Consider the following 22,212-nt stretch of genomic DNA (forward strand, 5'->3'; position numbering starts at 1 on the left):
TTCTTAGTCGGCCTTGCCGCCGGGGATGCCCAGATGTTGGCGGATCCGGTCGGCCACCGCCTCTGCCACATGCTCCTGGTCAGTGTGCAGGTGGATGGTGTGGCTCTTCTCCTCCGCGGTTAACGGTTCAAACCAGGTTTGCTGTGCGTCCAGCAATTCCTCGGTTGCCTCGGAGGCATCGCCCTTGCGATTGCGGATCCACTCCCGGCGCAGATCTTCCGGCGCCTCGCAATGGATCAGGGCAAAGGGCACACCCTGATCTTCGGCTATCGATGCCAGCAGGGCCCGCTCTTTCTGTTTCAGGCTGGCGGCGTCCACAATCACCGGGAAACCGGCGGCCAGAACGTGACTGGCAAGCTCCGCCAGCCGCTGATAGGTTTTCTCTGTCGCTTCCTCGGTGTACAGATTGCCACCGGTCGGTGAGCGGGAGCTGTCGAGTGGGGCCAGTCCGTGCAGGCGCTTGCGCTCGACATCGGAGCGCAGGCGTATCAGCCCCAGTTCATTGGCCATGGCGGCGCTGACGCAGGTCTTGCCGCTGGCGGACAGCCCGGTGGTTGCCAGCAGATAGTGATTCGGAATAGTGCCGTAATCCTCGGCCAGCTGGGCGTAGGCTCGATAGCGCTGCATCAGGTCGGCTTTTTCCGCATCGGTGAGCCCCGGGTTCCCCATGGTAAACAGGGCTATCTTGGCGCGCACCATAGCCCGGTATGCCTTATACAGCGGCAACAAAGGCAGAGCTTCGAAGTCGTCGCGGTATTCCAGGTACGTATTGAGCACCTGGTTGGCAAGGGCGCTTTCCCCACGGGACTCCAGATCCATCAACAGGAACGCGAGATCGTTGATCACGTCGATCCATCGGAACGGTTCGTTGAACTCAATGCAGTCGAAAACCGTTACCGCGTCCTCGAAGCGGGTGATATTGGCGAGATGGAGGTCGCCATGGCATTCCCGCACCATGCCGCTTTCGCGACGACGGGCAATCAGCTCCCGGTGGCGCTCGAAGGTGGATTCGGTCCAGGCCTGGAGGTTGTCCAGTTGCATGAGCAGATGCGAATCGTCAATCATCGGCCGGATCTGGTCGAAATTCTCCTGCATGGCGGCGAACACGGCTTCCGGAGTGCCAAGCGGCTTGTCGTCCGGCACAGGCGGTAGCTGCTCATGGAAGGCCGCGACCTGACGGGCCAGGTCCGTGAGTGGTTCTGGCGTCAGCTTTGCCTGTTCCTGCAGGCGATCGAAGAGATGCTCCTGGCCGAACTGACGCATCTTGATGGCGTATTCGAAGGCTTCTCCCTCCCCACCGAGGATGGGGTTGTCGGGCGTGCCGGTGATGGGTACCACCTCCAGATACAGTTTGTCGGCCAGTCGCCGATTGAGCCTGAGCTCCTCCTCGCAGAAATGCTTTCGGCGATCGAGGGTGGAGAAGTTCAGGAAGCCGAAATCCATGGGCTTCTTGATCTTGTAGGCGTAGTCACCGGTCAGGATCACCTGTGAGATGTGAGTTTCGATAACCTGGAAACCATCGACAGGATGGTCGTACAGGTCTGGATTCTGCATGGCCAGAATCAGATTGCCTGGGGATGTCTCACTCACCGTGCTCTCCTCGCGTTCCCTGAACCCATTGATTTTTCTTGCTCTATCATAACGGGCAGATTACAGAAATAACACACGGATGGCCTGCCTTCCTCACCGCTCCCTTCGTTATAATCGCGGCATGAAAAAATCCAAAGCATCTTCCAGCCCCAGGCGAAAGCCCTCCAGACGTTCCTCCAACAACGGTCGCCGGCCGTGGTTCTGGCGTTTTATGTTCCGGTTATGTGCCATCGGTCTCGTTTTGCTGGCTGGCTGGATGGTTTACCTCGATGCCGTGGTGACCTCCCGTTTCGAGGGCCGGCGTTTCGAGGTTCCGTCCCGGGTTTACGCGCGCCCTCTGGAGCTTTTCGATGGCGCCAGCGTCAGTGCCGGTGCCCTGGAGAGGGAACTGAGCCTCTCCGGTTTCCGTAAGGGTGACGGCAGGAAATCCGGCAGTTACCAGCGCACGGGCAATCGCTTTGTGATCAGTACCCGGGGCTTTTCCTTCCCGGACGGCGATGAACCCAGGCGCAGGATCTCACTGATGATATCTGGCGATCGGGTTCAGGGCTTTTCGGTGATTGAAGGCGATAATGCCCCGATTGTGCGGCTTGAGCCGGCGCAGATTGGCGGCATCTACCCGGCGCACAAGGAGGACCGGGTGCTGGTTCAGCTGGATGAAGTGCCGGCCCTGTTGCCCACCACTCTGATGGCGGTGGAGGATCGAAATTTCTACGACCATTTCGGCATCGCGCCACTTTCTATTGGCCGGGCCATGCTTGCCAACATCCAGGCCGGGCGCATCGTTCAGGGTGGCAGCACGCTGACCCAGCAATTGGTGAAAAACTTCTTCCTGACTCGAGAGCAGACGCTGGTGAGAAAGGCCAACGAAGCCCTGATGTCGGTGCTCCTGGAGTTGCACTATGAAAAAGACGATATCCTCGAAACCTATCTGAACGAGGTCTACCTCGGACAAGCCGGTACGCGCAGCATTCATGGTTTCGGTCTTGCCAGCCAGTTCTATTTTGGCGAATCCCTCAAGGATCTGGATGTGCACCAGATCGCGTTGCTGGTGGGCATGGTCAAAGGCCCCAGTTACTACAATCCGCGCCGCCACCCGGAGCGCGCAACCGAGCGGCGGAATCTGGTGATTTCTGAAATGGAACAGGCCGGCCTCATTGAGCCGGGGCGCGCGTCCAGGGCTCGTGGATTGCCGCTGGGCGTCAGTGAGCGCCCGTCGTATTCGGAAAATCGGTACCCGGCCTACATCGATCTGGTCCGGCGACACCTTGCCCGCGATTACAAGGAAGAGGATCTGCGCAGTGAAGGTTTGCGGATTTTCACGACCCTGAACCCGGCGATTCAGTACGCGGCAGAGTATGCGGTAACCGATACCCTCCCGAGGCTGGGCGGTGGGCAGAATGCCGAGGCGCTGGAAGCCACCCTGGTAGTCACTGCGAAGGATTCCGGGGAAGTGCTGGCGCTTGTGGGTGGCCGCGACCCGCAATTTGCCGGGTTCAACCGGGCACTGGATGCCAACCGTCCCATCGGATCGTTGATCAAGCCGTTTATCTATCTGTCGGCGTTGCAGGAGCCGGAGAGGTATACCCTGACCACACCGGTGCTTGATAAGAGCTTTACCCTGGAATTCGACGATGGCAAACGCTGGCAGCCCAAGAACTACGATGGCGAGGAGCGGGGCGAAGTACCCCTGCACAAGGCCCTGTCCCACTCTTACAACCTGCCTGCCGTGCGTGTCGGGCTGGATATCGGAGTGGATCGGGTGCAGGAGACGCTGACAGCGTTCGGCGTCGATACCCCGATTTCCCGTTACCCGTCGATGCTTCTGGGCTCGGTTTCCATGAGCCCGGTGACCGTGGCGCAGATCTATCAGGGGCTGGCGACATCCGGCTTCAATACGCCGCTGCGCACGATCCGTGAAGTCACGGACGCCGGCGGTGAGGCGCTATCCCGTTACAGTCTTGAAGTTGAGCAAGTGGCCGATCCCGCCGCCGTGCACCTGGTGCAATACGCCATGCAGGAAACCATGCAGGAGGGGACAGGACGCTCTGCCTATTACACCGTGCCTGAAGAGCTCAGTCTTGCCGGCAAGACCGGCACCACCGATGATGGTAGGGACTCCTGGTTTGCCGGGTTCAGTGGCGACCTGCTTGCGGTGGCCTGGGTTGGGCGGGATGATAACGGGCCAACTTCACTGACCGGGGCCAGTGGCGCTCTGCCGGTGTGGTCGAGGTTTATGGCGCAGGTTCCCCAGCACGGCTTCTCGCCGGTGGTACCCGACGGGGTCAGTTATCACTGGGTGAATTCGGAGCGGCAGGCACTCACAGACGAATACTGCGACAATGCCCGCCTGCTGCCCTACATTGCTGGCAGTGAACCCACGCAGACAATTTCATGCTCCGGAACTCTGGAACGTCGAATCCGGGGTTGGTTTGAAGGACTGTTTCAATGATTGACCGACTTTCGTTAAGGACTGCCCTGATCGCCACGCTGCTGTCCGTGGCTGGTTGTGCTTCCGGGCCAGGAGGCGGAATCTACGTGCCGATCGGCAGTGAGCCGGCCAAGGCGCCCGAACCACCCAGAACCAGTACTGATAGCGAAGAAAGCGAAGCCCCCGTGTGGCGCAAGAGCGAACAGCCAGAGGCGGCTCCGGAAACCCGGGAACCGGCCCGGTCCAGCTCCCCTAGCTATCGGGAAACCGGGGATGGGCTCTCACCGGCGGCGCTCAGCCTGGTACGTGAGGCCGATCAGCTGTTGGCCCAAGGTAACGTCTCTGGCGCTATCGCACGCCTCGAACGGGCACAGCGGATCGCCCCCCGATCTGCGGAGGTGTATTTCAAGTTGTCCGAGGCCTATGTGGCGGGTAATCAGTTGGGCTCAGCGGAGCAGTTCACCCTGAAGGGGTTGTCCCTGGCGGGAAGTGATATTCGGCTGCAGAGAGCCGGCTGGCTGTTGCTGGCGGATATTCGCCGGGCTCGAGGTAATGTGGCTGGTGCGGATCAGGCGGAGGAAAGGGCCGCCGCACTCTAACTGTTTCTTGCCTGGCAGTCGGTCCCTGTTGTTCAGCGACCGACTGCCAGGACAGGTGCTTATTCGACGAGAGGAATCAGCTCGGCTTCGGTTGTCTGGTTGGCAACAACCTCAAGGCTCTGTGTTCCCTCGAAGTCAAGGTTGTCATCCTCCTCGTTGTTGTCCTCCTGACAGCTGTAACTGATGGTGTAGTTACCCTCTGGCAGGAATGCTGCCGTATAGCTGTAGAGGCTAGATTCATCATCGAGCTTAACCGGCACAATCATTAGAGGGTTGCCTTCCTCATTGTTGACGTTCAGGTCTGAGGTTTCGGCATTCTCACCAGAGAAGACGTAAACAGCACCGGTGTACTGACAATCAGCCAGATTCTCATCCGCCATACGGGTGGACGTTATCTGGGCAACATCGACCTGGCCACTGATAGAGCCAACCTCAAGGTTGTTGACCAGTCTCAGGGACGGTTTCAGCATATAGTCGGCCAGGGCATTACCCTGCGGGTTAACGATGGACTTGCGCACGTCAAAGTCGATGGTGAAGTTGGTGGTTGTGTCTGCGGCCACCAGGAATTCACCCTTAAGCTTGAGGCCACTTTGCTCGCCAGACGGAACTGCCAGTGAGTACTCGCTGTCGCCTGTAGATTCGCGCTTCACAAACGAGTTATCCGTGTCGACAATCAGTCGAAGCTCGGTGTATGTGCCGGCAGGTACTTCTTCATCTGTAATCAGAGGTTCGCTCAGGCCACCCTGAAGATCCAGCAGATTCACCTGTTCGAAGCCTTCAAGGGGAAATTCCACCCATTGTCCTTCCTCGGGTTTTAAACGAATTTCCGTGAAAGCAATGGTGACATTGCTCAGGTCCATGGCCGGGGCGTCGGTAATACCAAAGGACACTGTTCCGGTGCCCGAGGACGCTGAACTGTCGCTACCACTCCCACCACAGGCCGCCATGCCCGCAGCAAGAGTTGAAATGGCAATAAGTTGAACCGAACGTTTCATATAAACCTCCAAGGTTTATTTGCTGGACTCATAGCGAAGCAACATCGCTACCTGACTCCACCCTCACGCTGCGGTAGAGGGCAGAGTTCCGGAAATTTTGTTAACGTTCCCTAATGTCCGGGCAACCGTTGAATCGTCAGATCGGGAACGCGGCCAATGCATCGGCCCGGCGACTTGAGATAGACTGCGCCGCTGGCATGAACCCACGCAGGTAAACAACGGCTTTGGCAATTTTTCCTTTCAAGCCCTCGAAGTCCCGGCGTTTTGACGCTCTGGTGCGGCCCCATCTGGATGCGATGTACCGGTTTGCTTACCGTCTGGCGGGTCAGCAACAGGATGCTGAGGATCTGGTTGAGGATGTGGTGGTCAAGCTATTCCCAAAGCTTGATGAGCTGGAAAGCGTTGACCAGCTAAGGCCCTGGCTGAATCGGGTGCTCTACAGGCAGTTTATTGATCAGGTGCGGCGTAAGAACCGACAGAGTGACCGCCCGTTGACGGAGCTGGTCGGCAGTGAAAGCCAGGCCGATTGGCTGGACAGCCTCGAATCCGACAGTGTTGGCCCGGATCTGCAACTGGAGCAGTCGCGCCTTGGACCGGCATTGGATCGGGTCATGATGACTCTGACGCCCGATCAGCGAACTCTTTTGTTGCTTCATGATGTGGACGGCTGGCGCCAGGAAGACATCGCGGCGGTGCTGGACATCCCGTTGGGAACCGTGAAATCGCGATTGCACAGGTGTCGGGCCGCCCTGCGAAAGAAATTGCAGCGGGAGCTGGAACCAACCGAGCCGGCCGGACGTGTGGGGGAGTGAGGTGAAGACAATGTCCTGCAATGAAATCCGGGTGGATCTACCCGCCTACATCAACAATGAGCTTTCCGCCCCCGCCCGTGACCGGGTGCAGGAGCACGTTGCTGCCTGCACGTCGTGCAGAGAGAGGCTTGCCTCGGAGCGGTCTCTGAACCGGGCGTTGCAGGAGCAATTCAGAGTCCCTGGGCCTTCCCCTGATTTTCAAAGCCGTGTTTTGTCCTCTGTCCGAGGCGAAGCCAGACCGGAGTCCGGATGGAGTCACGGGGCACTGGGTGGTGCCATTGCGGCGGCTCTTGCCCTGGGTATCGGCCTGGGCTTTCTGTTCCAGCCCGATGATGCGACTGACAGCGCCCAGCCTGTTGTCGCGTCCTCGGCGTCCTCGGAGAGTGCCGCTGAAGAGTCGGCAAACGGGATTGCCGAACCTGTTGAGAAAACCGTGCGCCTTGCCTTCCGTTCGGGCGAGGCTCTGGAAAACGTTACGCTTACCCTTGAGCTGCCACCGAATGTGGAACTGGCTTCCTGGCCAGGGCATCGGGAGCTTAGCTGGCAGGTGAGCCTGAATGCCGGGGAGAACGTTTTGTCGCTGCCCCTGAAGCTCCTCTTTCCCGGTGCCGGTGAGTTGGTGGCCCGACTGGACACCGGAGATCGCCAGAAAACCTTTCGGGCCCCGATTCCCGAATATCCACAACGCCCGGTCGAGGATCCCGAATCATGACAGGTTGCAGGTTCTTATTGAGTGCCAGGCTGGTCGGATTGCTGATGTTGGGGTTTTGGGTCCCGGCAACAACACTGGCTAATGATGATCTGGATGTTACCATGCGTATGGTGACTGACGACGCAGAACTCACCGATTCGGTCGTGCGGGAAATCGAGTTGCCCCGCGCTATCGAAAAACCCGAGAATCCGGGTGAGTCTGGCTCTCGAGGGCTGGATACGGCGAGTGAAGCCCGAGAAAGGGGGCGCGAGTTTGGTGAGTCCATGTCCGAAAAAGCCAGGCAATCCCGGGAGCTGATCAAGGGTAAGCCTGAGTTACCGGAGCGGCCGGAACGCCCAGAGCTGCCGGATGCACCAGGGCTGGATCGCTGAAGCCGGGTACGTAACCGGGCCTCCCCTGCGTGGATTAACCCGGAGAAACCTGTTTGCTGGTATTTTGGCGCGCCCTGTCCCTGATCCTGTTGTTAATTCCCACGATGATTCTTCAGGCGGCTGAAACGAAAGCCGGCATGGAGGATTTCCGTGCCGGCGTTGAAGCCTTTGAAGCAGGAGACCTGAACGCCGCGAAACAGCGCTTCCAGAGAGCCGTTGATGCTGGCCTGAGATCTCCCTCGCTTTTCTATAACCTCGGTGTTGTCTGCTATCAGCTGGGCGATTACGGCGCCGCTGAATCTGCCTTCCGTTCCTTGCTCGACGGCTCCAATGGCGCCCTGGCGCGTTATAACCTCGGTCTGGTCGCGCTTGCCACGGAGGAGTCTGCCGAAGCCCGTCGCTGGTTCGAGCAGGCCTCGGCCGAGAGCGCTCCGGATAAAATCCGGGCACTGGCCCGGGCGCAACTGAATATACTGGATGGTGGATCGCCCCGGTTGGCCCGCCAGCCCTCCATTCGCGGCTATCTGGGTATCTCTGGCGGTTACGATTCCAATATTGCCGGCCTGCCCGAGGATACGGCGTCGAGTGAGGGTGGGAGCTTCCTCGAGGCGCTGGCTGCCGGAACCTACGAGCGGCCAGTCGGTACCCGCTCACGGCTTGCCCTCGATGCTGCCGCCTACTCCCGGGAACATCCGTCCGATGAAGAATACGACACTCAGGTGTTGCAGGGACGACTGGCCTGGTCTGAGACCCTAGCTGCAGGTGAACGCGGCGCTCTGGTGTCGTTGGTGAAGTCCTGGTTTGGCAGCGAATCCCTTGAAACCCGATACGGCATCGAGGGGTTTTATCGTTGGCGTGAGTGTTCGCTACCCGTAGCCCCGGATCAGTGCGGAATCGCCCTGGCGGCGGCTACCGTGAATGGTGGTTCAGGCTTCGAGGCCTATGACGGACAGTGGTATCGGGCACGCGTTCATGCGCGGAAGTACCTGGGACCCTGGCGATTGGACGGCGACTACTCACTGGAAATCAATGACCGGCGGGATCTGCAAACAACCAGTGAGTTTATCAGTGTCTCACCTACCCACCACACACTGGAGTTTGCCGGTCGCTACCGCTGGCGGCCAGATATCGTATTCGGAACAACGGGCTCTGTTCGCCACAGTCGATACCGGGACGCCCATCAGTTGGTGTCCGGGGAAGGCGAGAGCGGTCGCAGAACAGATAACCGCCTCGAGATCGGGTTGCTGGCGGAGAAGTCCCTGGACAGCCGTTGGCTGGCCCGGGGGGAGTGGCTGGTTCGGGATAACAGAAGCAGTCTGTCGCAGTATGACTATCAGCGCCAGACGCTGATGTTCACCCTGGAAGGGGCCTTCTAGCTCTGCAAGGCAAAGCCAGAAGGCCGGCTACCCGTTACAGTCCTGCGTTTCTCAGTCGGTTGGCGTGTTGTTTGAAAACCGCTTTTGGATCAGTTTCGAAGAGGCTATGCAGGCCCAACGCCTGATTCACTTCATCCAGATGGTTCATGAAGTAATTATCCCGGATAACCTTGCCAAACCGGCTGCTGCAGCGGCCTACCAGACCGTCGTTCTGGCTGAAGCCGAAGGCGAGGCTGGTGGTGCCCAACAACGCGTCGGACGGATCCAGTACGTTGGTCAGAACACCGGTGCCACCCCAGGAGTAGAAGCGGACACCATTTGCCGAGTAGGCGCCTTCACCGCAAGCGGTGGTTGGAATCCCGGCAGGGGCAAAGTTGTTGAATTCGGCGCTGCCCTGAGTGGTGAGGGATTCCAGGCTTGACCGCAGGTCCTGGTTATAACCGCCACCGGACAGCAGATCGATAAGCCCGCCCAATGCATTCCCCAGACTGGCCGCCAGGCTTTCGGCAGGGGAGCCGTAGATAAGGTCGGCGACCGGCGAGCCTTTATGGGGCGAGCCGACGGACGTCACTGAGGCGACCAGATCTGGCCGCACCCTGGCGATGTAACGGGCCGTGGGGCCCCCGTGGCTGTGGCCAATCAGATTGACCTTGCCGTGCACCGCGGCGATCGCCTGTACCTGCGGCAGAAGCGCTTCACCGCGAGCAATGGTGCTGTCCAGGGCGGGCACCTGAGTGGTGTAGACATCGGCGCCGTATTTGCGGAGATCCTCGGCGACGCCGTACCAGTAGTCCACGCCGGCAATCGAATCAAAGCCGAACATGCCATGCACCAGCACAACCGGGTAGCGAGTGTCCGTATAGTTTGAAGGGGTAGAGTCCCACCACCAGGCGGCGGAGGGGGCCGACCAGGCCACAGTCAGGGCCAGGGCCATTGCTTGGATCCAGAGTTTCATTGTCGTTCCTACAGTTTGATGTTGTGTTTGTTATTCAAACTGCGGCTCAACCTAACGGGTTGCTCCAGAGACTTCCTGCTCGTACTGCATCTGCCTGTAGGCAGACCGAGTGCTTCCGTGCGCTGACTTGATTTTTGTGTTTGTTAGATTGGTGCCGTCAGAGCATCTCGGTAGAGATTAGATCAACATTTGATCAGGCTGGATGGTAAGTCAACGGCACAAGAGGCCAGGCAGGGGTGTTCGCCGTGGAACTGTGATGCCCATCACATCGGTGGCCCCGCAGGACATGTTCTGACCTGCGGGGCAGCGATGGGGACAGCGGAAGTATCAGAGCGTGGCCATGACCTTTTTGGCCGCCGCTACCGTATCGGCGATGTCCTGTTCGGACAGTGCCGCTGTCGTAAAGCCAGCCTCAAAGGCGGATGGTGCCAGGTATACGCCTTCTTTAAGCATGCCCTGGAAGAACTTCTTGAACCGTTCGACATCACAGCCCATCACCTGGTCAAAGCGGGTAACAGAGCTTTCCTCGGTGAAGAAGAATCCGAACATGGCCCCGGCACTCTGGACCGTCAACGGGATGCCAGTGGCGTCAGCGGCTTCTTTCAGGCCGTCGCGAACGGCATTGGTTTTCTCGGTCAGCCGGTCGTGGAAACCGGGCTCGGAGATTGCGTTCAGTGTCGTCAGGCCGGCGCACATGGCCAGGGGGTTACCGCTCAGGGTGCCTGCCTGGTAAACCGGTCCCAATGGTGAGATGTGTTCCATGATTTCCCGTTTGCCGCCAAAGGCGCCGACCGGAAGCCCGCCACCAATCACCTTGCCCAGTGCGGTGAGGTCCGGGGTTACGCCATACATCCCCTGCGCGCCGCCGAGGGAAACCCGGAACCCGGTCATTACTTCGTCGAAGATCAGCACGGTGCCGTGCTCGTCGCACACTTCCCGCAACCCCTCGAGGAAGCCGGGGACCGGTGGAATGCAGTTCATATTGCCAGCGACCGGCTCTACGATAATCGCGGCGATCTGGTCGCCCATCTCCCGGAAGCATTCGCGAACGCTGTCCATGTCGTTGTAGGTCAGCGTGATGGTATGCTCAGCCAGGCTGGCGGGGATGCCCGGGGAATTCGGCACGCCCAGGGTGAGGGCGCCGGAGCCTGCTTTGACCAGCAGTGAATCCACGTGGCCATGGTAGCAGCCCTCGAACTTCACGATCTTGTCGCGACCGGTGTAGCCCCTCGCCAGGCGGACAGTGCTCATGGTGGCCTCGGTACCTGAATTCACCATGCGGACCAGTTCGATGGATGGCACGAGTTCGCACACCTTCTTGGCCATCTCGGTTTCGAGGGCGGTCGGCGCACCATAGCCAACGCCCAGATCAACCTGCGCATGCAGGGCGTCTTTGATGCGCTGGTCACCGTGGCCAAGAATCATGGGGCCCCAGGAGCCGATGTAATCGATGTAGCGCTGATCGTCTTCGTCGTAAAGATAGGCGCCCTGGGCGTGCTTGAAGAAGATCGGCGTGCCGCCAACGCCTCGAAAGGCCCGGACCGGAGAATTCACGCCACCGGGGATGTATTTCTGGGCCTGCTCGAACAGGGTTTCGGAGTGCGTCATGGATCTGGGCTCCTGTTATTCCGGAAGTGAAAAAAGTGGATGATGGCTTGCGAACAGGCGCTCGAACGCTTTGGCTCGCATCTCAATGTCATGTGTGTCGCCGCCAAAAAGGCCGCCTACCACGGCGAGCATGTCGGCCCCGGCACGGATAAGAGGTTCGCCGTTGTCTGTGGTTACCCCGCCGATGGCGGTGATCGGGAGGCCGAAACGCTTCGCGTCGGTCAGGACACCGGGAGGCGCTGCCGGGGCGCCGGGTTTGGTCGACGACGTATAAAATCGCCCGAACGCCAGATAGTCCGCGCCCGCTCCCAGAGCAGCCTGTGCAAGTGCGAGATCGGCGTGACAGGTTATGCCGATTATGGCCTCATCACCGAGAAGGCGGCGGGCCGCTGCCACTGAGCCGTCCGTCTGACCCATGTGTACGCCGGCAGCCCCGACCCGTTTTGCGAGATCGGGATCGTCGTTGATCAGCAACGGAACGCCCGCATTTCGGCATACAGCCTGCAAACTGACCGCCTGGGAAATCCGTTCAGCCATCGGCGCGCTCTTTTCGCGGTATTGTACCATGACCGCGCCGCCCCGAAGCGCAGCCTCAACCGATTCGATCAGTGTCTCGGGTGGTGTCAGTACGCTGTCGGTAATGGCGTAGAGCCCCGGGCGCAGCCCTTTACTCATCGCTCCCACAGAATACCTCGATCCGGCACCGGCTGGCCTTTACCGACTTCCAGGGCGTGGAGTATGGCGCGATGAACGTAGTTCTGGGCCTGGGAAATGGCGGCGCGGGGCGACAGCCCGGAGGCCCTGCCGGCAGAAATGGCCGCTGCCAGGGTGCAGCCGGTGCCATGGTACTCACCACCGATTCGTTCAATTTCCCAGCGCATGGGCTCAGGGGCGTGGTTATAGAGCGTGTTGATAATGTGAATGCCGGTGCCGTGTCCACCAGTGGCCAGGACGGATTCGCAGCCGCCCTTCAGCAGATTGTCGGCGGCCTGATCGGCGTCCTCACTGTTGCCGAGCATGGCCAGTTCGACGCCATTGGGCGTGATCATTTCAGCCACGGGAAAGAGCTTCTCCTTCATCGCGCTGACCAGTTCGTCGTCGGCCAGATCACCGCCGCCTGCGGCCTTGATCACCGGGTCGGTGATCACGGGAATGCCCGGATGTTCACGGATGAAATCCACGAGCACATCCACCACCGCAGCATTGCCCAAGGCACCGGTTTTGATGGCATGAATCGGGGAATCATCGGCGAGACACTGGAGTTGTTTTCGGATCAGGTCAGCCGATACGGGCTCGGCGCCATACACGTTACGGGTGTCCTGCACGGTGAGGCAGGTAAGAACCGGCAAGGGATGGCAGCCAAGGGAGGTGACGGCCTGGATGTCGGCCTGAATGCCGGCGCCGCCGGACGGATCAAGGCCGGAAAGAATCAGAACCTGTGGTCGGGTGTAGCGTTTGATGACTCAGCTCCTCAAAACGGTTTGACAACAGCCAGGATTACAACGGCCAGAAGAATCAGCACCGGCAGTTCGTTGAACCACCGGTAGAATACGTGGCTTCTGGTGTTCCGGTCGTCCCGGAAGACCTTTACAAGGTGCCCGCAATAGAAATGGTAAACGATCAGAATGGCCACCAGAAACAGCTTGGCATGCATCCAGCCCTGGCTGAAATAGCCGGAGGCATTGTAACTGATCAGCCAGACACCGAAGACGACGGTGGCGACCATTGAAGGGGTGGTAATGCCCCGGTAAAGCTTGCGCTCCATGATCTTGAAGCGTTCACGACCGGGCTCGTCCTCGCAGGCCGCGTGGTAGACGAACAGTCTGGGCAGATAGAAAATGCCGGCGAACCAGCACACCAGTGAAATAATATGGAAGGCTTTCACCCACAGCATTCGTCAGCTCCGTCGGTATTGGTAGTAACTCTCGATATCGGCTTTCAGCACCACGCCGTATACCCGCTGGATCATTGGCGCGACGTGACGTTGTACGTAGAGGGCCTCGGCATTGGTTGCATCGAACTCGTTTAATGCCTCCTCCAGGGTGGCCTGGTATTGCACGGGGGCCACGTCGCGACGGTTCGCAGGTATGTCCATCAGGTCAATGGACTCCGGCGGTTCGATCTCTTCCTCGGACACCAGCTTTTCGGTGTCCTCCAGATATCGGGCGAGATCCACGGCCGGCAACAGGGCGGTCGGCCCGCTGCTGCCCTCAACCACCAGCCACTTTGGCTCGGATTTCAGTACTTTCCGGGCTTCTTCCACTGTCAGGTGCCGTTCGGTGCGCAATATACTGCGATCCATGATTGCGCCAACCGATACCCGCCGCAGCGCCTGAATCACCGGGGAATTCTGATAGCTAAGCCCCTGGTTCTTGAGAATGGTCAGGAACAGTGACCTCTTCCCGAACGCCTCGCTGGTCACCAGGCTCGAGGTGGTGATGATCAGCATGCCCGGGAGGATGATGTTGGGGTTACGCGTGAGCTCCATCAATGCCATCAGGGCCGCGAGTGGCGCCTGCAGTACGGCGCCCATCATGGCTCCCATGCCGAGCATGGCGTAGAAGCCAACAGAGGAAGCTTGCTCCGGCATGATCTGGGCGCCAATCAGCCCCATGGCGCCGCCCAGGGTTGCCCCCATAAACAGGGTGGGGCCGATCACGCCACTTGGCATGCCCAGCCCGATGGAGAGCGATGTAATCACCAGTTTGGCGGCGCCGGCTCCGAGCAGGAGCCAGAACCCGAGTTCGCCGTTGATGGTTTCGTTGACGGTGTCGTAACCGATACCCATGGTTTCCGGAATAAAAATGGCGAATGGCACCATCAGAAGACCCGCAAACGTGATGCGCAACAGAACGGGGCGATGGTGATGCTTGCCCATAGTGTCAACCAGCTGGATAAACAGCGCGGCCGAAATGCCGATAATCACCGCTATGGCGAGTATCCAGGGAATTTCCGTTAGCGAGTTCATGGTCAGCGCCGGCACGTTAAAGGCCGGCTCTGTGCCATAGACCGCCTGGGTAACGATGGCAGCACTGACAGAGGCCAGGATGATCGGTGTAAAACCCGCAATGGTGTATTCCATCATCACCACTTCCATGGCGAAGATGACGCCGGAGATCGGCGTGTTGAAAGAGGCTGAAATGGCGGCCGCACAACCGCAGGCCACCAGTGTCCGGATGCTGTTGTTCGGAAGCCGCATCCACTGGCCCATCAGGCTGGAAAAAGCCGCTCCCAGGTGCACGGCAGGCCCCTCACGACCCGCCGACTGACCACTGACCACGGTGGCAACGCCCGAGATGAACTGCACGATCGCGCTGCGCATGGAAATGTAGCCCTGGTGGTAGTTCAGGCGCTCCATCACATGCACAATCCCGACCTTGCGGTCATGGGTGGCCAGACGATGCATCAGCAGCCCCAGACCGAGGGCGCCAGCCAGGGGCAGGAGCCCGCGGGTAATCAGGTCCAGTTGTTCGAAGGATTCTGAACCATCCCCGGGCAGGAAATGCTCGAGCGGCCATTCGATAGCCAGCCGAAAAACCAGGATCACGCCCCCGGTTATCAAACCGGACAGCAGGCCAAGCACGGCCAGTTGCGGCAAAGCATCAACACCGGAGAGTCGGCGCCGGAAAACAGGAATCAGATGCTCGGTAATCTGGTGCCAGATTTTCTGCATGAGGCCAGAGTTCCGGTGGATTTGAATGGACTGCCAGAAGGATTCTGACAACATTGTAACGGTCGCCCTGAGGGCTGCAATAAGTCATTGGTTTATCATGGTAGACTACGGCGTTAAAGCTCTTAATTCTGATACGACGTCGCTGGAGAAAATGGTGATTAAAGTAGGCATCGTTGGTGGCACCGGCTACACCGGTGTGGAACTGCTGAGAATTCTTGCGGTTCACCCTGAAGTTTCGGTCAGTTGCATTACCTCCCGTTCCGAGGCGGGTATGCCGGTTGCGGAGATGTACCCCAATTTGCGAGGCCATTACGACCTCGCGTTCTCAGAGCCGGACGTCAATGTGCTTGGGGCCTGCGATCTGGTGTTCTTCGCCACGCCCCATGGCGTGGCCATGAGGATGGTGCCGGAACTGATGTCCGCCGGCGTACGTGTAGTGGATCTGTCCGCCGATTTCCGTCTTAAGGATCTGGATGTCTGGGCCAACTGGTATGGCATGGCCCATGAGAGCCCGGAGTGGGCGGAGAAGGCGGTTTACGGTTTGCCGGAAGTGGTGCGCGATGAAATCCGCAATGCTCAACTGGTGGCCAATCCGGGTTGCTATCCGACTGCAGTTCAGCTGGGATTCCTCCCGTTGCTGGAGCAGGGACTGGTGGATCCAAAGCGCCTGATCGCCGACGCCAAATCCGGCGCCAGCGGCGCGGGCAGGCAGGGCAAGATCGGCATGCTCCACGGGGAGATCGGTGAAAGCTTCAAGGCCTACGGCGCCTCGGGGCATCGTCATCTGCCGGAAATCCGCCAGGGTTTGTGCGGTGCTGCTGGCGGGGATGTGGGTGTGACGTTCGTGCCCCACCTGATTCCGATGATCCGCGGCATCGAGGCGACGCTCTACGCCGAGCTGAAGAATCCGGCGGACTTTGATCGGCTCCAGGCCCTGTTCGAGCAGCGTTTTGATGACGAGCCTTTTGTCGATGTGATGCCTTTCGGCAGCCATCCGGAAACCCGGAGCGTGCGTGGGGCGAACCAGTGTCGCATGGCACTGCACAGGCAGGAACAGAGCAACATTGTTATTGTTTCTTCCGTCATTGATAACCTGGTGAAAGGTGCGGCCGGGCAGGCGGTCCAGAATATGAACATCATGTTTGGCCTGAAAGAAACCATGGGGCTTGAGGCCCCGGCGCTTTTGCCTTGATACCCAAGGGAATATTGTGAGCGAACAGCGAAAGCCGGCTGAAGAGTATGTGGTCATCCGGCATCGACCGGGTTATCGCCTGCGCAGAACCGCCATCCTTCTGGTTTTTACCGTGGTAGCTGCGGTCGTGGGGTATGCCGCCGGGCTCGCCCAGGGCGGGTTCCGTTTTTCCAGTGCCGAGGAGTCGAACCAGGTGCTGGAAAACGAGGTCGAGAAGCTCAGGGATGATTATCGCAAGGCTCGGCAGCAGCTGATCAATCTTGAGCGTGGGCAGGCGATTGACGAGCAGGCCCTGAACCAGGCGCGAAAAACCATTGTGGATCTGGAAACCCGCATTGTGTCACTGCAATCGGACCTGACTTTCTATAAAAACATCATGGCTCCGTCGGAAACCAGCAAGGGGCTTCAGGTAGACAGCTTTTCACTGGTTCGGGCTCGCAATCAGGACAGTTATGACTTCAAGTTGGTGCTGACCCAGGTTGGCAACAACAAGAGCTACATTTCCGGTGTGGTGGCAGTCAATGTCATTGGTTTGCGGGATGAGGAAAAAGAGGTCATCGCCTTGCGTGATCTCTCGGAGGACATAGCCGATCTCGGTGTGAAATTCCGTTTCCGGTACTTTCAGGATGTCGAAGGCTCCCTGAAACTGCCGGAACAATTTGAGCCGCTTGAGATCCAGGTGGTTGCCCAGGCAGAGGGAAAAAAATCCTCGCAAGCCGAGCGCACCTTTAACTGGGACGATTTAACGGAGAACTGACATGCTTGGCAAGAAAAAGCAGAAGCCGCGCCGGCCCACGGGCCATTTTGACACCCTGATCTCTTCCCGTACGACGGTTGAAGGCGATGTGCATTTCAGCGGTGGGCTTCACGTGGATGGCCGGATTCGAGGTAAGGTCGTTGCCGATGAGGGCACCGACGCGGTACTGAGGATTTCAGAAGTTGGCGAAGTGACGGGTGATATCAATGCGCCGCACGTCATTATCAACGGAACCGTGAATGGTGATGTTTACGCCTCGGCACATCTTGAACTGGCGGAAAAAGCCTCTATCAATGGAAGCGTTTACTACAATCTCATTGAAATGGCGATGGGGGCGTCTGTAAACGGAAATCTGGTGCATCAGCGGGAGCCGGTAGGGTTGCTATCCCAGGATTCCAAAGCCGCCGGGTCCGGTGAAAAGCAGTCTTCCGCTGGCGATTCGGCAGGGGAGCCCAGCGGTGCGGACGATGGTGGAAAGTCCGAATAGTTGATTGTTTTAGTCAGGAATACCATAATCGCCTGAGTTGTTCATAATTATCCGGAGGCGAACTTGAGCGCAGTTCAGCAACAAATAGCTACACCGCTGTTCTTCAGTGACAGTGCCGTTGCCAAAGTACGTGAGTTGATCGAGGAAGAAGAAAATCCCGAGCTCAAACTCCGCGTCTTTGTGACGGGCGGGGGCTGCTCCGGATTTCAGTACGGCTTCTCGTTTGATGAAAGCCAGGATGAGGAAGACACCGTGATCGAGCGTGATGGCGTTTCTCTCCTGGTGGATCCGATGAGTTACCAGTATCTGGTGGGCGCTACCATTGATTATCAGGAAGGCCTGCAGGGCTCACAGTTCGTGGTTCAGAACCCCAATGCCAGCTCCACTTGCGGGTGTGGTAGCTCCTTCTCCATCTGATTGGCAGTCGTTTTCAGGCCGGGTAAATGGCACCCAGAATACGAGGGCCAGCTGCTCCGGTCACGTCCGGCAGGTTGCCGGGCTTTCCTTCCAGTGCCTGCTTTGCCAACCAGGCAAAGGCGACAGGCTCCACCAGTTGAGGGTCTAATCCCAGCTCCGTTGTGAGTGAAAGCGAAACGCCGGGAAGCGCTTTGGCGAACGCCTCCATCAGCAGCGGATTGCGTGCCCCGCCACCACACACGTAAATCCTGAGATCCGAGATCTCGGGCAGTTGCTGCACGACGCTTTTGACGGTTAATTCCAGCAGGGTCCTCTGAATATCTTCGGCTGGAATGTCCCGGTGGCGGCTTACCAGTGTTTTTACCCAATCAAGATTGAACCGCTCTTTGCCCGTGCTTTTCGGGGGTGCCTTCGAGAAATAGGCATCGGAGAGCATGTCATCAAGAAGTTCCTGGTTAATCGAACCCTCCATGGCCCAATGACCGTCGCTGTCGAAAGGCAGCCCGGTCTGGTCGAGGCACCAGGCATCCATCAGCGCATTGGCAGGGCCCGTGTCAAAACCGGTTGCCGGTATCTCGTCACTGGCGGGGAGCCAGGTAATGTTGGCGATTCCCCCAAGGTTGAGAATGCAGCGGTTCTCCTCATCTGAGCTGAAAAAGGCCTTGTGGAAGGCCGGGACCAGCGGTGCGCCCTGGCCTCCGGCGGCCATGTCCCGTCGTCGGAAGTCCGCAACTGTTGTGATGTTGGTGGCTTCGGACAGCACGCAAGGGTTGCCGATCTGTATGGAGAAAGGTGCGGTGCCAGAAGGCTGGTGTCGAATGGTTTGCCCATGGCTGCCAATGCCCCGAATCTTCGCCCGGTCGAATTCTGATCTTTGGATGACCGCGTCCGCGGCCTGGGCAAACAGATGACCGACCAGAGTATCCAGTTCGCCGATTTCGTCGGGTTCGGCCTGGTTCTGGCTGGCGGCAATGAGTCGGTGGCGAATCTGATCGGGATAGGGGATCGTGTGCGATGCGTGGATCTTTACGGCGCTGTGATTGAAAGACACCAGCACGGCATCAATGCCATCCATGCTGGTGCCTGACATCAATCCAATCCAGGCTTCCATTTGTTTCTCAGTCGTCTGAAGCCAGTGCGAGTTGCTGATAGCTCTCGCGGAACACGTCAAACTGCGCGATTCGCTGTTCGGTGAATTGTTTGAATCGGGCCATCTCGGAAGACGGAATGGGCTTGGCGTCCGGCAACTTGACCGTGCGGGAGTTGCGCGGCGCCCCGTTCAGTCTGAACTCGTAGTGCAGGTGAGGTCCGGTAACCATGCCCGATGAACCAACATGCCCGATGGTTTGGCCCTGCTTGACTCGGGTGCCATTCTTGATGCCTTTACCCAGGCGGCTCATGTGTGCATACAGCGTGGTGATGTTGTCGCCGTGCTGGAGGATGACAGTTCGTCCGTAACCACCTTTCCAGCCTGCGAATTTCACCCGACCGGAACCTGCCGCCTTGATGGGAGTTCCGGGAGGCGCTGCGTAGTCGGTGCCTTCATGCGGACGAACTACGTCCAGAACGGGATGGCGGCGTTGAAGGTTGAACGGAGAAGAAATCCGGGCATTGATGGGGGTTCGCAGGAATGCCTTGCGCATGCTTTTGCCATCGGGAGCGTAGTAATCGCTGTCGCCATTGCTGTCGGTATAAAGCAGTGCGAGGTTTTCTTCGCCGCGGTTAACGAATCGTGCAGACAGGATCCGGCCCGTGTCGAACTTTTCGCCGTCAAGGTAGAGTTCTTCGTAAACCACTTCGAACTGGTCGCCCTTCCGGACGTCGTAGACAAAGTCGATATCCCAGCCGAAGATGCCTGCCAGCTCCATGGTCAGGCTGTCGTTAAGGCCCGCTTCGCGCGCAGCCAGATAGAGGGAGCCGTCAATGGTGCCTGATGCAAAGGCTGGCCGCGCTTCCGGTTTGCGAACTTCGGTTTCGCCGGTAAAGCTTTCGCCTTCTTTGGTAATCTTCAGTGTTTCCAGGCGGTTTCTCTGCAAGTCGATGGCAGCAAGCCCACCGTCTTCGGTTGTCGCAAAACGAATGGTTTCGCCGGCGTACAGGCGCTGGAGTTTTTCGGCCTCACCGTCGCCATGAATAACCGAGAGCATGATGCCGTCATTAAAGCCAGCTTTCTTGAACAGAGAGGACAGCGTGTCACCAGACTTGATCGCGAAGGTTTGCCATTCAAGTTCCGGCAACTTCGGAGCGACAGGTTGCTCGGGAGCGGAAACGCTTGCCTGCTGCGTGGCCTCTGTCGCGACATCGGATTCAGGCGCTTTCGGCTGGGTGTCCGCAACGGGAGCCTCTGTCGGCATTGCTTGCTCAGGCGCTGCGCCGGTTTCGGAAACGGTGCCTTGCTCCAGGTCCAGGGCGTAGGACATCCGTTTGGCTTCAACGTTGCTGCTGGGGCTCATGAGAATGGCAGCGGTAACAACAACGGTAGCCGCGGCAGCAATGGTAATGTGAGTTTTAGGAAACATTTTCAGCACGTATCGCACCCGTTTTAATCGGTATTACGGCAGCTTGTACTACCTAATTAAAGCTGTTGTTCAAGTATAGTCCAACAGATTACCGTATAAAATGCATGCGGGACAGCGTGGAACATTACGGTTGCTGCTCCATCCTCCGGATTTCTTTCGACAGCGTTGTTATAATACGCCGCCCTGCAAAGTCGGTGTTGGTCAAAATCTGGTCAGCATACTGTAGCAGGGGAACAGGTAACTCACAGATTTCTTTTGTTGAACTCTGTAACTGACAGAATCTTCCAAGATCAAAGCGGGGACGTGTTGTTCATGGCATCCATTGATGAAGCGTTGGCGATAATCAAGCGAGGCGTAGACGAACTCATTCCGGAAGATGAGCTCATCGAAAAATTGAAGGAAGGTCGTCCGCTGCGGATTAAGGCGGGTTTCGACCCCACTGCGCCGGACCTTCATCTTGGGCACACCGTTCTTATTAACAAGCTGCGGCAGTTCCAGGATCTTGGTCACGAGGTGATGTTCCTGATTGGGGATTTCACCGGAATGATCGGTGATCCCACCGGTAAAAGCGCCACACGTCCTCCTCTAACAGAGCAGCAGGTCGCCGATAACGCGGTCAGCTATAAAGAGCAGGTGTTCAAGATTCTTGATCCCGCGAAAACGCGCGTCATGTTCAATTCCGACTGGATGGGTAAGATGAGCGCCGCCGATATGATCAAGCTGGCGGGACAATACACCGTTGCGCGCATGCTGGAGCGGGATGACTTCACCAAGCGCTACCGTGCCGAGCAGGCGATTGCGATTCACGAGTTTCTCTACCCTCTGGTCCAGGGGTATGACTCCGTGGCCATGGAGGCGGATGTTGAGCTGGGCGGTACCGACCAGAAGTTCAATCTCCTGATGGGGCGCATTCTGCAGAAGCATTACGGCCAGTCGCCCCAGGTGATCCTCACCATGCCAATTCTGGAAGGGCTCGATGGTGTCCAGAAGATGTCCAAGTCTCTGGGGAACTATGTCGGCGTCAACGACTCGCCTGGTGAAATGTACACCAAGCTGCTCTCTATGCCGGATGATCTCCTCTGGCGTTACTTTGAACTGCTGAGCTTCCGGCCGCTTGCCGAGGTGGAGGAGTTCCGTAAGGCGGTTGCTGGTGGTGCAAACCCTCAGGATTATAAAAAGCTGCTCGCGGAAGAGATTATTACCCGCTTCCATGATGAAGAGGCGGCCCGGACCGCTCACAAGTCCGCGGGTAACCGTGTGGCGCTCGGCGAGATCCCGGACAATGTGCCAACTGTTGAGGTGCCTTTGGAGGGGCAGTCCGAGATCCCGATGGCGGCGGTGCTTCGCCTGGCCGGTTTGGTAAAGAACGGCGCGGCAGCCCGGGATGTCCTGGGGCGTGGTGCGGTCTTTGTTGATGGCCAGAAATTCGAGGGCGACCGGATGTTTGTGGAAGGCGATGATTGCGTCATCCAGGCTGGCAAGAAGAAGATCGCCCGGGTTCTGATTACTGTCTGATCGATTTTGGGCGATTTTGAGTTTTTTTCAGAATCGCCGTTGACACCCTCAGGCAGGTCTGTAGAATGCGCATCTCTTTCGAGGGGAGCACCGCTGAGGCGGCTCAGGAATCGAAAGATAACTGTTTGAAAGCGCTGAAGAAAATGAGTTTCAAAATTCTTCAGAAAGCAGTTGACAGGCAAGCGATTCGCTGTAGAATGCGC

Annotated in this window: 21 protein-coding genes; 11 read left to right on the plus strand and 10 right to left on the minus strand. The window is 58.4% G+C overall.

Annotation, left to right across the window (positions count from 1 at the left end):
- Positions 1–3: 3 nt before the first annotated feature.
- Positions 4–1,554 (minus strand): AAA family ATPase, encoded by a 1,551-nt coding sequence (locus tag EDB94_RS00715; protein WP_404935304.1) that lies wholly within the window; start codon positions 1,552–1,554, stop codon positions 4–6.
- Positions 1,555–1,711: 157 nt separating this feature from the next.
- Between EDB94_RS00715 and mrcB the strand changes: the two genes are divergently transcribed.
- Positions 1,712–4,042, plus strand: coding sequence for a penicillin-binding protein 1B (mrcB, locus tag EDB94_RS00720; RefSeq protein WP_108019623.1), 2,331 nt, complete (start codon positions 1,712–1,714; stop codon positions 4,040–4,042).
- On the plus strand, positions 4,039–4,620 hold the full coding sequence (locus EDB94_RS00725) for a tetratricopeptide repeat protein (protein WP_108019597.1): 582 nt from the start codon (positions 4,039–4,041) through the stop codon (positions 4,618–4,620). Before mrcB ends, EDB94_RS00725 begins: the two co-directional genes overlap by 4 nt.
- 59 nt (positions 4,621–4,679) lie before the next feature.
- Here the strand turns inward: EDB94_RS00725 and EDB94_RS00730 are convergent, their stop codons facing one another.
- Positions 4,680–5,615 (minus strand): DUF4382 domain-containing protein, encoded by a 936-nt coding sequence (locus EDB94_RS00730; protein WP_108019599.1) that lies wholly within the window; start codon positions 5,613–5,615, stop codon positions 4,680–4,682.
- A gap of 224 nt (positions 5,616–5,839) precedes the next feature.
- Here EDB94_RS00730 and EDB94_RS00735 point away from each other — a divergent pair, with 224 nt between their 5' ends.
- From EDB94_RS00735 to EDB94_RS00750, 4 genes are read left to right on the plus strand one after another with little or no spacing between them, the layout of a single operon-like run.
- A complete protein-coding gene (locus EDB94_RS00735) occupies positions 5,840–6,427 on the plus strand; it encodes an RNA polymerase sigma factor (RefSeq protein ID WP_181259080.1) in 588 nt (195 codons plus the stop codon).
- Between the two features lie 10 nt (positions 6,428–6,437).
- A complete protein-coding gene (locus EDB94_RS00740; RefSeq protein ID WP_108019601.1) occupies positions 6,438–7,139 on the plus strand; it encodes an anti-sigma factor in 702 nt (233 codons plus the stop codon).
- The gene (locus EDB94_RS00745; protein ID WP_092033775.1) at positions 7,136–7,510 is read left to right on the plus strand and encodes a hypothetical protein; all 375 of its coding nucleotides are present in this window, start codon (positions 7,136–7,138) and stop codon (positions 7,508–7,510) included. The genes EDB94_RS00740 and EDB94_RS00745 overlap by 4 nt, the downstream gene beginning before the upstream one ends.
- Positions 7,511–7,563: 53 nt before the next feature.
- Positions 7,564–8,886, plus strand: coding sequence for a type IV pilus biogenesis/stability protein PilW (locus tag EDB94_RS00750; RefSeq protein WP_108019604.1), 1,323 nt, complete (start codon positions 7,564–7,566; stop codon positions 8,884–8,886).
- Positions 8,887–8,920: 34 nt separating this feature from the next.
- On the opposite strand, the gene EDB94_RS00755 is transcribed toward EDB94_RS00750, so the two are convergent.
- From EDB94_RS00755 to EDB94_RS00780, 6 genes are all read right to left on the minus strand, one after another.
- Complete coding sequence (locus EDB94_RS00755; protein WP_041644915.1) at positions 8,921–9,841, minus strand: triacylglycerol lipase; 921 nt, start codon at positions 9,839–9,841, stop codon at positions 8,921–8,923.
- Between the two features lie 327 nt (positions 9,842–10,168).
- On the minus strand, positions 10,169–11,449 hold the full coding sequence (gene hemL / locus EDB94_RS00760; protein WP_108019606.1) for a glutamate-1-semialdehyde 2,1-aminomutase: 1,281 nt from the start codon (positions 11,447–11,449) through the stop codon (positions 10,169–10,171).
- Between the two features lie 15 nt (positions 11,450–11,464).
- Positions 11,465–12,124, minus strand: a complete 660-nt coding sequence (gene thiE, locus EDB94_RS00765) for a thiamine phosphate synthase (protein WP_008173154.1) — start codon at positions 12,122–12,124, stop codon at positions 11,465–11,467.
- On the minus strand, positions 12,121–12,879 hold the full coding sequence (locus EDB94_RS00770) for a hydroxymethylpyrimidine/phosphomethylpyrimidine kinase (RefSeq protein ID WP_081449807.1): 759 nt from the start codon (positions 12,877–12,879) through the stop codon (positions 12,121–12,123). The genes thiE and EDB94_RS00770 overlap by 4 nt, the downstream gene beginning before the upstream one ends.
- Positions 12,880–12,920: 41 nt before the next feature.
- A complete protein-coding gene (gene hemJ, locus EDB94_RS00775; RefSeq protein WP_008173152.1) occupies positions 12,921–13,343 on the minus strand; it encodes a protoporphyrinogen oxidase HemJ in 423 nt (140 codons plus the stop codon).
- Between the two features lie 3 nt (positions 13,344–13,346).
- Positions 13,347–15,122 (minus strand): chloride channel protein, encoded by a 1,776-nt coding sequence (locus EDB94_RS00780; protein ID WP_014575938.1) that lies wholly within the window; start codon positions 15,120–15,122, stop codon positions 13,347–13,349.
- A gap of 154 nt (positions 15,123–15,276) precedes the next feature.
- Between EDB94_RS00780 and argC the strand changes: the two genes are divergently transcribed.
- The 4 genes from argC to erpA all read left to right on the plus strand — a co-directional run bounded on the left by argC (position 15,277) and on the right by erpA (position 17,975).
- Positions 15,277–16,314 carry an N-acetyl-gamma-glutamyl-phosphate reductase gene (gene argC, locus EDB94_RS00785; RefSeq protein ID WP_041646077.1) on the plus strand — a complete coding sequence of 346 codons (1,038 nt, stop codon included), beginning with the start codon at positions 15,277–15,279 and terminating at the stop codon, positions 16,312–16,314.
- Between the two features lie 16 nt (positions 16,315–16,330).
- Positions 16,331–17,071, plus strand: a complete 741-nt coding sequence (locus EDB94_RS00790) for a DUF6776 family protein (protein WP_014575940.1) — start codon at positions 16,331–16,333, stop codon at positions 17,069–17,071.
- Between the two features lies 1 nt (position 17,072).
- Positions 17,073–17,558, plus strand: a complete 486-nt coding sequence (locus EDB94_RS00795; protein WP_108019608.1) for a polymer-forming cytoskeletal protein — start codon at positions 17,073–17,075, stop codon at positions 17,556–17,558.
- 63 nt (positions 17,559–17,621) lie between these two features.
- On the plus strand, positions 17,622–17,975 hold the full coding sequence (gene erpA, locus EDB94_RS00800) for an iron-sulfur cluster insertion protein ErpA (RefSeq protein WP_008173146.1): 354 nt from the start codon (positions 17,622–17,624) through the stop codon (positions 17,973–17,975).
- 13 nt (positions 17,976–17,988) lie between these two features.
- On the opposite strand, the gene EDB94_RS00805 is transcribed toward erpA, so the two are convergent.
- Positions 17,989–19,086, minus strand: a complete 1,098-nt coding sequence (locus EDB94_RS00805) for an anhydro-N-acetylmuramic acid kinase (RefSeq protein ID WP_014575941.1) — start codon at positions 19,084–19,086, stop codon at positions 17,989–17,991.
- Between the two features lie 7 nt (positions 19,087–19,093).
- Complete coding sequence (locus tag EDB94_RS00810) at positions 19,094–20,503, minus strand: OapA family protein (protein WP_108019610.1); 1,410 nt, start codon at positions 20,501–20,503, stop codon at positions 19,094–19,096.
- A gap of 303 nt (positions 20,504–20,806) precedes the next feature.
- Between EDB94_RS00810 and tyrS the strand changes: the two genes are divergently transcribed.
- A complete protein-coding gene (gene tyrS, locus EDB94_RS00815) occupies positions 20,807–22,009 on the plus strand; it encodes a tyrosine--tRNA ligase (RefSeq protein ID WP_108019612.1) in 1,203 nt (400 codons plus the stop codon).
- Positions 22,010–22,212: the final 203 nt, after the last annotated feature.

The sequence above is a fragment of the Marinobacter sp. 3-2 genome (genome assembly GCF_003751355.1).
Taxonomy (GTDB): Bacteria; Pseudomonadota; Gammaproteobacteria; order Pseudomonadales; family Oleiphilaceae; genus Marinobacter; species Marinobacter adhaerens.

What these genes read in the sequence shown, in the direction of transcription:
- EDB94_RS00715 (WP_404935304.1), bottom strand. Translation starts at nt 1,554, where the DNA reads ATGCAGAATCCAGACCTGTACGACCATCCTGTCGATGGTTTCCAGGTT.
- mrcB (WP_108019623.1), top strand. Translation starts at nt 1,712, where the DNA reads ATGAAAAAATCCAAAGCATCTTCCAGCCCCAGGCGAAAGCCCTCCAGA.
- EDB94_RS00725 (WP_108019597.1), top strand. Translation starts at nt 4,039, where the DNA reads ATGATTGACCGACTTTCGTTAAGGACTGCCCTGATCGCCACGCTGCTG.
- EDB94_RS00730 (WP_108019599.1), bottom strand. Translation starts at nt 5,615, where the DNA reads ATGAAACGTTCGGTTCAACTTATTGCCATTTCAACTCTTGCTGCGGGC.
- EDB94_RS00740 (WP_108019601.1), top strand. Translation starts at nt 6,438, where the DNA reads ATGTCCTGCAATGAAATCCGGGTGGATCTACCCGCCTACATCAACAAT.
- EDB94_RS00745 (WP_092033775.1), top strand. Translation starts at nt 7,136, where the DNA reads ATGACAGGTTGCAGGTTCTTATTGAGTGCCAGGCTGGTCGGATTGCTG.
- EDB94_RS00755 (WP_041644915.1), bottom strand. Translation starts at nt 9,841, where the DNA reads ATGAAACTCTGGATCCAAGCAATGGCCCTGGCCCTGACTGTGGCCTGG.
- hemL (WP_108019606.1), bottom strand. Translation starts at nt 11,449, where the DNA reads ATGACGCACTCCGAAACCCTGTTCGAGCAGGCCCAGAAATACATCCCC.
- thiE (WP_008173154.1), bottom strand. Translation starts at nt 12,124, where the DNA reads ATGAGTAAAGGGCTGCGCCCGGGGCTCTACGCCATTACCGACAGCGTA.
- hemJ (WP_008173152.1), bottom strand. Translation starts at nt 13,343, where the DNA reads ATGCTGTGGGTGAAAGCCTTCCATATTATTTCACTGGTGTGCTGGTTC.
- EDB94_RS00780 (WP_014575938.1), bottom strand. Translation starts at nt 15,122, where the DNA reads ATGCAGAAAATCTGGCACCAGATTACCGAGCATCTGATTCCTGTTTTC.
- EDB94_RS00795 (WP_108019608.1), top strand. Translation starts at nt 17,073, where the DNA reads ATGCTTGGCAAGAAAAAGCAGAAGCCGCGCCGGCCCACGGGCCATTTT.
- EDB94_RS00805 (WP_014575941.1), bottom strand. Translation starts at nt 19,086, where the DNA reads ATGGAAGCCTGGATTGGATTGATGTCAGGCACCAGCATGGATGGCATT.
- tyrS (WP_108019612.1), top strand. Translation starts at nt 20,807, where the DNA reads ATGGCATCCATTGATGAAGCGTTGGCGATAATCAAGCGAGGCGTAGAC.